Below are 12,579 nucleotides of genomic sequence, written 5' to 3' on the forward strand. Positions count from 1 at the left end.
CCAGACAGATTGAGTTCACTGCCTTGGGTCTGCTACGCAGCCCAGCGGGGATAAATCCCCTCGCCACACGGTTATGTGCAGAGCACGAGTGACAGGGGCTCTCCAATCGAGCTGCATCGCACAATCCTCCAGCCCAGCAAGGTTGCTTTTGTGGCGGATGGATTCATCTGTGGGAGCAAGGCTTGCCCGCGATAAAGTTGATGCGGTCTGGGCAAGTACGAGGCGGCTGCATCGCGGGCAAGCCTTGCTCCCACAGGTTCCCACCACAAAGGACTGTGCCTGGCTGTGCCTGGCCTCACGCCTGCTCAACCTGCTCAAGCCAGATCAGCAGCCGCAGCACCTCCTCGATTTCCTGCACCTGGAGGAAGCTGTAGCGCTGGTGGGTCTTGAAGATGCGGCGGGCCAAGGCGATGTCATTGATTACCGGCACCCCCACTTCCTTGGCGTACGCTCGAACCGCCAGGGCGCGCTGGTTGGTTTCCATCAGGGAGATAAACGGCAGCAACGTGATCTCCGGGCGGAAATACACGCCGATGGCAATGTGGGTGGGGTTGGCGATGATCATGCGCGAGCTGCGCACATCGGATTTGACCTGCTCCGACAACAGCTCCATGTGCAAGTCGCGGCGACGGCCCTTGATCTGCGGGTTGCCGTCCTGCTCCTTGTGTTCACGCTTGACCGAATCCTTGTCCATCATCTGGTCTTTCATGAACAACCAGTATTCGCTGAGGGCATCGAGTACGACGATCAACAGGACGCAGGCCAGGAATGCCAGCACCAACACCAGCAGCAAACGCCCCCAGATCGCGAACAACGCTGGCGCCTGGGCGAACAGTTGGGCGAACAGCAATTGCCGCTGGGTAAGCCAGACAATCCACAGCGCCATGGCGAAACTGCCCAGGTACAACAGCGCCTTGAAGGTGTCCTTGACGGTGCGCAGGCTGAACAGCTTCTTGAAGCCATTGACCGGGTTCAAGGCGCCCAGATTCAGTTTCAAGGCTTCGCTGGCCAAGGCAAAACCGCTTTGCAGCAAGGCCGGCAAGGCACTGGTCAGCACGCACACCAGCAACAATGGCAGCAATGCCTTGAGGCCGACCAGCACCAGCATCGCCGAGTAGGCTTGCAGGTCGGCGTCGAAATCGCTGGCGATGATGCGCCGGTAGACCTCCATGATCTCGATCAACGAGCTGTTGAAGACCATGTAGGTGATGCCACACAGGGTCAGGCAGGTGATGACCAGGTCCTTGGCCTTGAACGTCTGTCCTTTGCGCGCGGCATCCCTGAGGCGCTTGGCGGTGGGCTTTTCAGTCTTCGAGGCGCTGGATGACATCTCCGCCCTCCAGATACTGCGCCAAGCCGTCGGACAGCATGCCCATGCGCAGAACTTCGTCCGGCAGATGCACGCCGAAATACAGCATCAAGACCACCAGCGCCACCAGGCTCTTGACCGTCAGCGACACCGAAAAAGCATTCATTTGCGGCGCATACCGCGAGAGCAACCCAAGCAGCGCCTCGCTGACCAGCAAGGTCGCCACCACCGGCGCACTGATGACCAGGGTCTTGCTCACCAGTGCATCGAGCAATGAATAGAGTGCAGGCAGGTGCAGCTCACAACTGCTCGCTGGCGCGCAAAGGCGATAACTGTGGCCGACGGTTTCGAGCATCAACAACAGGCCGCCACCTTCGAGATAAACCGCCGCGGCAAACAACTGGAGAAAATTCGCCAACTCCGAGGTGTCGACACCATTGGCCGGGTCCACCGTGCTACTGAGCATGGCCCCGCGCTGGTTGTCGATCAGGTTGCCCATGGCATGCAGCACCCAGAACGGCCAGCCCAGCAGCACGCCCAGCAGCACACCAATACCCGCCTCACGCAGCACCAGACCGAGGAACGCCACGCTGTCGAGGGCTGGCGTAGGCACGCCGACGTAGCGCCAGAAGCCCAGCGCCACCAGCACGATCACCGCCTGGCGCGTGACACCGGTCAGCACGCTGCTATTGAGAAACGGCAACATGAAGAAAATCGGCGCCAGGCGCGCCACACCCAACACCGCCGCAGCGAACCAGGCGTATAGCTCGAAAAACAACGCCACAGACATCGGCCTAACTCAACGCCAGGCGAATGACTTCACGACTGAAATCCAGCAAGGTTTCGCCGTACCAGCCCGAAAGCAGGAACAGGCACGCCGCCACCGCCAACAGCTTGAAGCCAAACGGCAGCGTCTGCTCCTGCAACTGCGTCACGGTCTGGATCAACCCGACCACCAGGCCGACCACCGTGGCGACGATGATCGGCCAGGCCACCATCAGCAGGATCAAGTACAAGGTTTTGTTGCCGGCATAGACCAGATCGTTCATCGGTGCACCTAGGCCAGCAAGGTCAGGTATTGCTTGACCAGCCCGGTCGACAGCAACGCCCAGCCGTCCAGTGCGACAAACAACACCAGTTTGATCGGCACGGAAATGATCACCGGGCTCATCATCATCATGCCCAGTGCCAGCAGGATGCTGGAGATCACCAGGTCGACGATCACGAAGGGCAGGTACAGATAGAAGCCAATCTTGAAAGCACTTTTGATTTCACTCAGCGCATAGGCCGGCAGCAGCGAAAACAGCGAGGTCTCAACCTCTTCATCGGCAGGCAGGCCCGCGTCGGTTTCAGCCTGGAACGCCTGGGCCCGCTCGAAGAACTGCGCCAGCTCCGGGTCGGTGTACTTGCGCAGGTAATTCTTGTAGCTGCCCAGGCCGTTCTCGGCGAAGTCCACCACCGACGCAATGTCGGTAAAGGTCACCGCCTCGCGCTTGTAGTAGTCATGGCCCTGCTTCATGACCGGCGTCATGACGAAAATCGCCAGCATCAGGGCAATCGCATTGAGCGCCATGTTCGATGGCACCTGCTGCAGGCCCAACGCGTTGCGCACGATGACGAAGACGATGGAGAACTTGAGGTAGCAGGTGCCCGCCGCCGCCAGGAACGGCAGCAGCGAAGCGAACGCCAGCAGCGCGATCAGCGAGACGTCATTCATCGGCGCCCGCTCGATAGACCTTGAACAACTCGACCCCCAACTGGCCGTCCAACTGCACCAGTTCCCCCTGGGCCACCGGCTTGCCGTTGGCGCGCACCTCGATGTGCCGCGCGGCATCTTCGGCCAACGGGATCAGTTGTCCCTCGATGATGCGCGACAGCGTCGCCAGGTCGGTTTGATGGGTGGCGAGCAGGAACTCCAGGCGCACCGGCAGCGCGCCCAGGTCGATGGCCGCGCCAGACTCCGGCGGCTGCTCTGGATCGGTATCGGTCACAGTCGGTTGCATGTGTAGCCCCTCTTGGGTAAAGGTAAAAGTGCCGAGGCAACGGTTGGCCAGACAGCACCGTTGAGTGCGCTGGACGACGCGCAGGACATCGCCCTCACCCAGGCGTCTGCGACTGGCAAGACTCAGGTGGCTGACGCCGAGAATCAGTTCCAGGTGCAACGGCAATTCATCCAGCCATGGGTCGGCGTCCAAGCGCTCGCTGGCAAAACGTGCCGGCGGCAGTTGCAGCAACCAAACCCGTCCCCGAGGGGTGTCGAGCCATGGCAGGTCGCGGGTTGGCAATCGCACCGGGGCGACGCCTTCGATGTCGGACAACGCCCGGTAGTGCAGCTCATCCACCTCCAGCAGCAAGGGGTGCGGCGCGGCGCGAAACAATCCGAGGACATTCGTCCACGACGTTTCGCTCGTCAGCAAAGACCGCAACTGTGGAAGCGCGCGATGCAGCCAATCATGGGCCACGATCAGCCCCTGCCACTCGCCGCCGTCACCCTGGGCGCAAAACCGCAAATAGCCCGAGCGCTCTGGCACCTTGCCCAACCCCGCGTCGCGCCCGGCACGCCGCCAGCGTTGAATCGCCTGGGCCTGGGCATGCGCCAGAGGGTCGACCCGCCGTAACTGCAACGCGCTCATGCCGGACGCTCGCCCTGTTCGTCCTGATCCTCATCCGGCGCCTGATGCGAGCCCTGGCGCGGCTGCTCACCGCCACTGTCAGCCAAGCGCCAGGCTGGCTCCCGGGCCAGCTCGAAAGGTGCCTTGAGCTGCTCGAGCACCAGGGCATTGCTTGGGCTGAGCGTCAGGTTCCGAGTGGGCTCTTCAGGCAGCCGGCTGATCGTGATCTGTCCACTGGCGGCCCCTCGACTGAACGGTATTTGCAGCAAGCCCCGGCCCGTGTCCGGCAAGGCCTCGACCATGACCTCAAGTGCTGGCGGCAACGCTGGCGGTAGCGCTGGTGCGGGCAGCGCCACCGGTGCAACCGATGACCCATGGCGCGCGCCCTGAAAACTCAACGGCGCTTGAGGCAACTGTTCGTCGATACGGGGGGCCGACCGTACACGGGGAACAATGACAGGGGCCATTGGTAGCGGCTCGGTCGACACCCCATCCCTCGGCACTGTGGCTTTATCGATGACAGCAACAACAGGCTGCAGGCGTTGCGGTGACGGACGTTGCGTGGGCTCGCTGAACAATGGACCTGCTTGTGGAACAGCGATTGTTTCCCGGGCGGGGAATCGTCTGCCATCGGGTTCAACCGCCCGCGTTTCCCGGGCAATCGGTTGCGTTTCATCACGATCGAGCGCCTGCGTTTCCTGCCCCACGCTCATCGCCTGCCAGGCCGGCACACGGGCGGTTTCCATCGGGGGCCGCTGCTGCCGAACCAGCGCAACCACAAGGTCCAGCACGCCTTGCGGCAGCTCATCCTCCGGCACCGGGATGAGCAGATCTTGCAGCTCATCCAGCGGGTCTTCGTCGACCGGTTCCAAGGCGTGGACCAGACGGGTTGGCGGCACACAGACCTCTTTCATCGCCGAACTCCAATCAACTCTTCCAGCTCTCGTTCTTCGCGGCGCACCGCCTCCAACCGTTGCCCACGCAACAGCTGCTGGACAGCGCGCTCATACTTGTCCTGTTTGCGTTGCAGCCCGCGCAGTTGTTCGCGCTGCACCTGCAGCTGTTGCTCGACCTGTCGGCGCTGCTGATCCACGCGGCCACGCTCGACGCGCAGCAGATCGATGCGCCGACGGATGACCGCCTGGGTGCGCAACAGCGCCAACAACTGCCCGTGATCCAGCACACAGTCATTGGCCCGATGGCTGCTCAACAAACGTTGCAGCGCAGCCTCCTGTTCCTCGAAACCGGACTGTTCCTGCAACAGCGGCTGCAACTGACGCTGGACGCGCAACAGCGCCTGCTCGCCGCGTTGCCGACGAAACTGACTGAAGGCCAGCAGGCGTCGTTGATCAAGCAACGATTTCATGCAGGCTCCGCAGGGTTTCATCTGGTTCGCTGGATTGATCCGTCGGCTGGCGCAGCCAGTGGCCGAGGGCTTCGCGACGTTGCAGCGCGTGGTCATTGGCCGCGTCCACGCCCGGGCTGTACTCGCCCATGTCGAGAAACACCTGCAGTTGTTCCAGACGCGCCAGGGTGTCCCGGGTCGCGGCCGCCAGTTGCCGGACCTGTGGCGAGGTGACTTGCGTCGCCACCCGGCTGACGCTGCGCAAGACATCGATGGCCGGGTAGTGCCCCTTGGCGGCCAGGGCCCGGCTGAGGTAGACGTGGCCGTCGAGAATGGAGCGAATCTCCTCGGCGATCGGGTCCGGCTCGTCGTCACTTTCCAGCAGCACCGTGTACCAGGCGGTGATGCTGCCCGACGCGGTCACACCCGGACGTTCGAGCAAGCGCGGCAAGGCATCGAACACCGAGGCCGGATAGCCGCGCCGCGCCGGTGCTTCACCGGCCGCCAAGGCCAGGTCGCGACGAGCGCGGGCGTAGCGCGTCAACGAGTCCAGCAACAGCACCACGCGCCGGCCCTGGTCGCGAAAATACTCGGCGATGGTGGTGGCCTGCAGCGCCGAGTTGCAGCGATCCACCGAGGAAAAATCCGACGTGGCGTACACCACCACGCAACGGGAATGCTGGGGCGACTGGCGCAAATGCTCGATGAACTCGGTCACTTCGCGCCCGCGCTCGCCAATCAGGCCGATCACGAAAACATCCGCGTCCGTGTGTTCGATCAGCATGTTGATCAAGGTGGTTTTGCCGGAGCCGGCGGCGGCAAAAATGCCGATGCGCTGGCCGACACCGCAGGTCAGCAAGCCATCGATGACCCGAATGCCGGTGCGCAACGGCTCCACCACCGGCCGCCGTTGCTGGTACGACGGTGGGTCGGCATCCACCGCACAGTCGCGCTGGGCCACCGCTGTCGACGGCACCAGGCGCTCGACGATAACGCCCCGGGGATCGACCACACTGCCGAGCAAGGCGTCACTGCAGGTCAGTTGCAGGGTCGAACCAGTGGGCACGATCATCGACTCCCGGGACAAGCCTTTCGCCTCGCCCAGCAAACTGAGCAGCACCGCACCAGGCTTGAAGCCGATGACCTGCGCCCGGGCGGCAACCTGGTGCGAACGCCAATGCCGGCGCACTTCACAGATTTCGCCGACCACCACCTCCCGCAGCGCCGCTTCGATCAATGGGCCGCTCAAACGCAAGGGATGGGCCGCCCGTCTTTCCAGGTGGATGCTCATCGACGCAGGATTTCCAACAGCCGTTCAATGGCTTGCACGAAGGAATCCAGCGCTTGGGCCAAGTGCTCGGCAGCGTTCAAGGCATAGGCGCTGGCCATAAAACGCAACTCCAGCCGCCCTTCGACTTCGCACAAGTGCAATTGCCCGGTACGGGAAAACGGGTTGCCTTCGAGCAGGAACTGCAGCAGATCGAAAGCACAATAATTCAATGACGATGGCGTCGCTTCGGCGACCGCCGCCCAGACCCACACATCACCTTCCACCTCAGCCACACTGATATCCGGCAGATTTTTCATCTGCATTTCTATCGTGCTGTGGCTGTCGAAATGCCCTATTTGACTGTCTACGCAGCCGCTGTGTCGCAGCGCTTCGCGTAATAGCCCGGCGATATCCGTTGGTACCATTGGTAAAATTTCCTTTATAGCGTCTTGATGACATTGACCGAGACCGTCTCGGAAACCTCGCCGAACGACATCACGTCCAGCTCCCGAAAACGCCCCTCGATCAATTTCTTGATGTAGCGCCGCACATCGACCGAACACAGCAGCACCATGTCCTTGTGGGCGATGTGCACGCTGTCCAGGCCGACACTGAGGCGGTCCATCAGTTCTTCCGATTCGGCCGGTTCCAGGTTGAGGAAACTGCCGCCCGAGGTTTGCCGGATGCCCCGGCGCACCACGTCTTCGAACTCCGCCGACAACAGCAGCACGCGCAGGTCGTTGCCCTGGGCAAACTTGTTGCTGATGTAGCGGGCCATGGCGCCACGAACGTGCTCGACCAGCGCCAGCACATCCTTTTCCCGGGAGGCCCAATGGGCGAGGGTTTCGAGGATCAGCTTCATGTTGCGCACGGAGATGCGCTCGCCGATCAAGCGCTGCAGCACCTCGGCGATCTTCTGCACCGTGACGTGGCGATAGACTTCCTTGAGCAGGTCGGGGTAGCGCGTTTCCATTTCGTCGAGCAGCTGCTTGGTTTCCTGCACGCCGAAAAACTCCTGGATGTTGCGCGCCAGCAGCGTGACCAGGCAGCGATAGCATTCTTCGTCGGCAGGTCGCAGGTGATAGCCCAACTGCTGCACGCGCTCGCGGTCGGCGGCGGTGAGCCAGACACCACCGAGGCGATTGCTGTCGTTGCCACGCACCAGGGCAAAGCCCAACGGCTCCAGCTCCGGCGAATAGTCCAGCAGGCGCCAGTGATCGAAATGAATATCGAACTGCTCGGCGCGCACTTCATTGATCAGCACTGCCACTTGATGGGCTGGCAACGCCTCGCTGGCCCGTAGCCGCGGTTCGGGAATGCGCAGCCCGTAATCGACGAAGAACTGGCTGCGAAAGCGCGCCGCCCAACGCTCCTTCTCCAACGCTTGCAGGCGCGCTGGGGGCACCAGCAGCATCAGGGCGATGGTTTCAGTGGCAACGTTGTCGACGTCGTCGAGCAATCCCGATTCACCCTGCGCCGCGCCTGGCTCGGCAGGTTCGCTACGGCTTTCGCCCGGGCTGGCCTGGCGCAAGGACTTGCGGTGGCGCACAAACACCACCAGCCCGAGCACACTGGCAATCGAGAGGAAGGTCAGCAGCGGAAAACCGGGCAACAGGCCCACGCCCACCGCCAGCAACGCGGTGACACCGAGCACGAACGGGTTGCCCAGCATCTGGGCAAGCATGTTGCGCCCCAGGTTGCTGTCATCACCGTTGACCCGGGTGACAATGAAGCCGGCGCCGATGGCAATCAGCAGCGCGGGGATCTGCGCGACCAGGCCATCGCCAATGGTCAACAGCGTGTAGGTGGACAAGGCCGTGGACATGTCCATGCCCAATTGCCCGACGCCGATGGCCATGCCGCCGATGAAATTGACGAAGATAATGATGATGCCGGCGATGGCATCGCCCTTGATGAATTTCATCGCCCCGTCGAAAGAACCGTACAACTGGCTTTCACGCTCCAGCACGCTGCGTTTTTCCCGCGCCTGGGCCGCGTCGATGGCACCGGCCTTGAGGTCGCCGTCGATGCTCATCTGCTTGCCGGGCATGCCGTCCAGGGAGAAGCGCGCCGCCACTTCGGCGACCCGTTCCGAGCCTTTGGTGATCACGATGAACTGGACAATGGTGACGATGGAAAAAATCACGAAACCCACCACCAGGCTTTCGCCGATCACGAAGTCGCCGAACGACGCGATGATCTCGCCGGCATCGGCCTGGCTGAGAATCAGCCGGCTGGTGCTGATCGACAGCGCCAAGCGGAACAAGGTCGTCAACAGCAGCAGCGCTGGGAACGTCGAATAGCTGAGGATCCGTTCGATGTAGAACGAGCCCATGAACACCAACAACGAGATGACGATGTTCAGGCCGATAAGAAAATCCACCAGCACCGTTGGCAAGGGGATGATCAGCATGGCGATGATCATCACCATCAAGGTGAGGATCAGCAGCTCCGGGCGCGCGCCGACATTGCGCAGGAACACGTTGAGCATTCAGGCCTGGCTCCGGGACAAGATCATGGGCCGCCACCGGGCAGTCGCTGCTCGATGAGTTCGTGGGCATAGGCGACGTCGGCCAGGCGAGTGAACTGGATGGCCAGGCGTTGTGGCGCCTCTTCATCGGCAAACAGCGGCGTCGGCAATTGCAGGCTGAGCCGACGCACGGCCTGCAACACCGTCGAACGCTCCCGGTGGGCACTGAGCAGCACCCCCTCCCCCAACGCCCCGAGCAACAGCTGGTCGAGGTCATCGGGGTAGGTCAACACGCCGAACATGAACACCAGCCAGTCGGCCTCGTGGGGGTTGTGCCGGCAGAGCAGTGCATCGCCGAGCACAGCGCCGATAAACAGCGCATCGGCCGAGCGCAGGCGCTTGAGGTCGGTGACCCGGGTCAACAGTTGGCCGAACTCGATGCGCGAGCAACTGGGGTCCTGGGCGCTGATGTCGGTAAGCAGCGCGGCTTCGATGAAGGCCAGCACATTCGTGCGCTGTGCCGGGCCGTACAGGGCAATCCAGTCCTGGTAGCAACTGAGCGGGCCTTCGTCGGACTCGAGGAAATCCCGGTAGGTCTCGCGCAGCAGGCCGGCCCGCACCGCCATGCTCCCGCCAAACATCCTGGCCTTGAGCGCCGCGTTGATCCCGGCGTTCATGCGCTTGGGCGAGCTTTGGGCAACCACCGTCTGCAACAGCGTTTCGAGCCGCTGGCGGGTGCGGGTTTCCAGGTTCCGACGGCGCAACAACGCCCGCAGCACCAGCGCCAGGTCGCTGTCGTCGGGGAACAGGCTGCGCGCCATTTGCAGCAACCAGGCCACGGGCTTGTCCGCCAGCCGCGCCAAGCTCAGCACCTGTCGTGCCTTGGGTACGGTGTCGTCCTCGAGCACGCGTTCGAAGGTGTCGGTCAGCGTCTCGGACTTGAGTTCGAACAAGCGCCGGCCACGGAACTGCGTCAGCGCCGCCGACAGCTCGTCGCTGATCTGCACGATGCGCTGCGCCACCGCCGCCGTTGCGCTGTCGTCCAGCCCCGCCTCGGCGTCGACTTGCGGTTGTGGATGTTCGGCGGCCTTCTCGGCGTTCAGCCGCGCCTGGGCAACCCGGCCACCGCTGGAAACCGTTGGCAGGATCATCGCTCTGACATCCGGAAGTACATTCGACGCACACGTTCGTGCTGCTCGGGAGTCAGCAACGGCATGCCCGTCTCCACGGGTTCAAGGGCGTCGCGGATTTCCTTGGGCTGGATCAGGAACACCCGCACCGTGTTGGCCGAGCGGTTCTGGCGATAGCTGAACAAGCGGCCGATCCACGGAATCGATCCCAACACTGGCACGCGTCCGATCTGCTCGCCATGGTCATCACGGGTGAAACCGCCCACCAGCAGGCTCTTGCCCTGGGGCACCCGCGCCACGGTACTGATGCGCGTGCGTCCGACCGTCGGCAACGCACTCTGTTGCTCACCCCGGCCGGGGTTCTCGACTTCGTTGCCGTCCTCGATATTGAGCGACATCTCGATCTCGTCCGCCTGGGCGAAACGCGGCAGTACGCTGACCAGCGTGCCGTAGGTGATGTGCTGCAGGTCAACGCTGCGCTCCCCCACCAGCGGGGCGTAGAACGTGCGGTTGTTGTCGAAGATCGCCGGGACGTTCTCTTGCGTCAGGATCACCGGTCGCGAGACCACGTTCGCCCGGTGGGTGCGCTCCAGCGCCATGACCTGGGTCACGAACGAGGCGCCGTCGAGGGTGGTGGCCGAACCGGCGTTGAGCGAGGCGCTGAATTGCCCGCCGGACTTCACCGCGCCTTGCCAGTTGATACCCAACTGATTGAGTTCATCCTTGTGCAGATCGATGATCCACAGCGACAGCTCGACATGGCGTTTCGGCGTGTCCAGGGCATTGACCAGGTTCTCGATAAAGCGCACCTGCTCGGGCAGCCCCTTGACCAACAGGCTGTTGGTGTCCGGGTAGGCGACCACCCGAATGTTGCCGGCGGCCACCTCGCGCGCAATGATTCGCGGTGCCGTCGGGTCCTGGTCCGAAGAGCTGTTCGCCAGGCCTTCGAGGGGAAACACCGGCATCGCGCCTCGTGGCTGCTGGGTGGAAGGTTGGGCCACCGTTGGCTCGACCTGCTGCTTCTCGCCGCGCAACAGCGCTTCGATCACGGTAGCCAGCCCGGGGATGGTCACCTTGTCGTCACGCAGCTCATATTTACGGTCGCTGACGAAGGTGTTGCGCACATGGATGACGCCAATCTGCTGCTTGCCCAGCAACAGTTCCGAGCGCTGGTTGTCCATCAACCCGGCCGCTTGCACCACCAGGTCGACATACATCGGCGGGCCCGACACATGGAAGGTCCGCAAACCGTCGTGACGCAGCGGATAACGCGCATCGTGCAAGCCCGAACGCCCCAGGAACGCCTGGAGCTTGGCGACGGTCAGGGTCTGCAGCGACATCATCGCGCTCTTGATTTCCGAGGCGTCATACAAATAGATCGCCTGGCCATCGCTGTACCAGATCAACCCCATCTGCACGCTGACTCGCTCGAAGGTCCGTTGCGGCGTGCGCAGGTCGAACGTACCGCCAATGCGCTTGGCCGCCGCGGCCTTGCTGACGATCACCGGCTTGCCCAATGACCCGGACAGCTCGCTGAAAAAGGTCCGCGCGCTCTGTTCGCGAGCCTCGAAGGTATAGACATCGGCCCTTGCGGCACCGGATGCGAGCAGCATCACAGCGCTAAGGCAGACGAATAAAAGGGATGGGGATAACGGTTGGCGGCTCATCGGCTCACTTGCCTGGAAGGTAGGTGATATCCGCCAGGCTGCTGGGTGCGAAACCCACCAGTTCGCGGATCTCCTTGGAAAAATGTGACGACGAAGCAAAGCCGAACTCCAGCGCGACATCGGTCAACGAGCCGTCCTGAAGACTCATGTTCAACAGCGCCTGGGCCGTGCGCCAGCCACGCAAGGCCGGTTTGGCGGCAGAGCCCAGGGCTTGGCGACAGAGCCTGCGAAAGTGCGAAACCGATACGCCGTAGCGTTGCGCCAGCGTGTTCAGTTTTTCGCTGTGGGTGCCTTGCTCCAGAAGGAAACGCACGAGCCCGTAGCTCTCGTGATGACGCAGCAGGTGGGCGACCGCGTGATAGGCCGGCGTGCCGCTCATCGCTTGGCCGATGTACCAGCGTTCAAGCCGTTGCGGCGAGCGGACGGTTTCCCCCGCCACCGGCAACAGGGCCCATGGCTCCGCGTGCAGTCGTTGCCCGGCATCCACCAGGGCATCGCTCATGTCCAGGAACGCCTGCAGCTTGACCAGCGTCGCTTCGCAAACCGGCGTGACATGCAACTCGCCGCCACTCAAGCGCAGCGAATCGCTCTGCACCACCAACCCCTCCCAACCGACGGGCAGGCAGTGGCTGCGGCCCAACCGCCCGGTGCTCAGTTGAACCGGGGCCCGGGCCACGCGCAGGTGCAGCACGCGTTCACCCAGATCGGGCAATGCCGTGGCGCGAATTGTTGTGTCCTGCATACGGTCCCCTTTGCTGCCTGGCGTTGGAAGGACC

The 12,579-nt window shown here is 62.9% G+C and carries 13 protein-coding genes; all 13 read right to left on the reverse strand.

The features are described from left to right. Positions 1-295 precede the first annotated feature (295 nt). From CFII68_RS11470 to CFII68_RS11415, 13 genes are read right to left on the reverse strand one after another with little or no spacing between them, the layout of a single operon-like run. Positions 296-1,330: an EscU/YscU/HrcU family type III secretion system export apparatus switch protein gene (locus tag CFII68_RS11470; RefSeq protein ID WP_018608704.1), complete on the reverse strand. Its 1,035-nt coding sequence runs from the start codon at positions 1,328-1,330 to the stop codon at positions 296-298. Beyond that, on the reverse strand, positions 1,305-2,099 hold the full coding sequence (gene sctT / locus CFII68_RS11465; protein ID WP_018608706.1) for a type III secretion system export apparatus subunit SctT: 795 nt from the start codon (positions 2,097-2,099) through the stop codon (positions 1,305-1,307). The genes CFII68_RS11470 and sctT overlap by 26 nt, the downstream gene beginning before the upstream one ends. 4 nt (positions 2,100-2,103) lie before the next feature. After that, positions 2,104-2,358, reverse strand: a complete 255-nt coding sequence (locus CFII68_RS11460; RefSeq protein WP_014337351.1) for an EscS/YscS/HrcS family type III secretion system export apparatus protein — start codon at positions 2,356-2,358, stop codon at positions 2,104-2,106. Positions 2,359-2,366: 8 nt separating this feature from the next. Continuing rightward, on the reverse strand, positions 2,367-3,026 hold the full coding sequence (locus tag CFII68_RS11455) for an EscR/YscR/HrcR family type III secretion system export apparatus protein (RefSeq protein WP_018608709.1): 660 nt from the start codon (positions 3,024-3,026) through the stop codon (positions 2,367-2,369). Next, complete coding sequence (locus tag CFII68_RS11450) at positions 3,019-3,942, reverse strand: FliM/FliN family flagellar motor switch protein (protein WP_018608711.1); 924 nt, start codon at positions 3,940-3,942, stop codon at positions 3,019-3,021. The genes CFII68_RS11455 and CFII68_RS11450 overlap by 8 nt, the downstream gene beginning before the upstream one ends. Then, positions 3,939-4,835, reverse strand: a complete 897-nt coding sequence (locus tag CFII68_RS11445; RefSeq protein ID WP_018608713.1) for a hypothetical protein — start codon at positions 4,833-4,835, stop codon at positions 3,939-3,941. Before CFII68_RS11445 ends, CFII68_RS11450 begins: the two co-directional genes overlap by 4 nt. Then, entirely contained in the window at positions 4,832-5,287 is a 456-nt protein-coding gene (locus CFII68_RS11440; protein WP_018608714.1) for a hypothetical protein, read from the reverse strand. Before CFII68_RS11440 ends, CFII68_RS11445 begins: the two co-directional genes overlap by 4 nt. Then, positions 5,271-6,557: a type III secretion system ATPase SctN gene (sctN, locus tag CFII68_RS11435; protein WP_018608715.1), complete on the reverse strand. Its 1,287-nt coding sequence runs from the start codon at positions 6,555-6,557 to the stop codon at positions 5,271-5,273. Before sctN ends, CFII68_RS11440 begins: the two co-directional genes overlap by 17 nt. Beyond that, the gene (locus CFII68_RS0126065) at positions 6,554-6,961 is read right to left on the reverse strand and encodes an invasion protein B family (protein ID WP_033062704.1); all 408 of its coding nucleotides are present in this window, start codon (positions 6,959-6,961) and stop codon (positions 6,554-6,556) included. The genes sctN and CFII68_RS0126065 overlap by 4 nt, the downstream gene beginning before the upstream one ends. Positions 6,962-6,975: 14 nt before the next feature. Continuing rightward, a complete protein-coding gene (locus CFII68_RS11430; protein ID WP_018608719.1) occupies positions 6,976-9,027 on the reverse strand; it encodes an EscV/YscV/HrcV family type III secretion system export apparatus protein in 2,052 nt (683 codons plus the stop codon). Positions 9,028-9,050: 23 nt separating this feature from the next. Further along, positions 9,051-10,157 carry a type III secretion system gatekeeper subunit SctW gene (gene sctW / locus CFII68_RS11425; protein WP_018608721.1) on the reverse strand — a complete coding sequence of 369 codons (1,107 nt, stop codon included), beginning with the start codon at positions 10,155-10,157 and terminating at the stop codon, positions 9,051-9,053. Next, a complete protein-coding gene (gene sctC / locus CFII68_RS11420; protein WP_018608723.1) occupies positions 10,154-11,749 on the reverse strand; it encodes a type III secretion system outer membrane ring subunit SctC in 1,596 nt (531 codons plus the stop codon). The genes sctW and sctC overlap by 4 nt, the downstream gene beginning before the upstream one ends. A 58-nt stretch (positions 11,750-11,807) precedes the next feature. Further along, positions 11,808-12,545: a helix-turn-helix domain-containing protein gene (locus tag CFII68_RS11415; protein ID WP_018608724.1), complete on the reverse strand. Its 738-nt coding sequence runs from the start codon at positions 12,543-12,545 to the stop codon at positions 11,808-11,810. Between the last annotated feature and the right edge of the window lie 34 nt (positions 12,546-12,579).

Source organism: Pseudomonas sp. CFII68 (genome assembly GCF_000416195.1).
Classification (GTDB): Bacteria; Pseudomonadota; Gammaproteobacteria; order Pseudomonadales; family Pseudomonadaceae; genus Aquipseudomonas; species Aquipseudomonas kilonensis.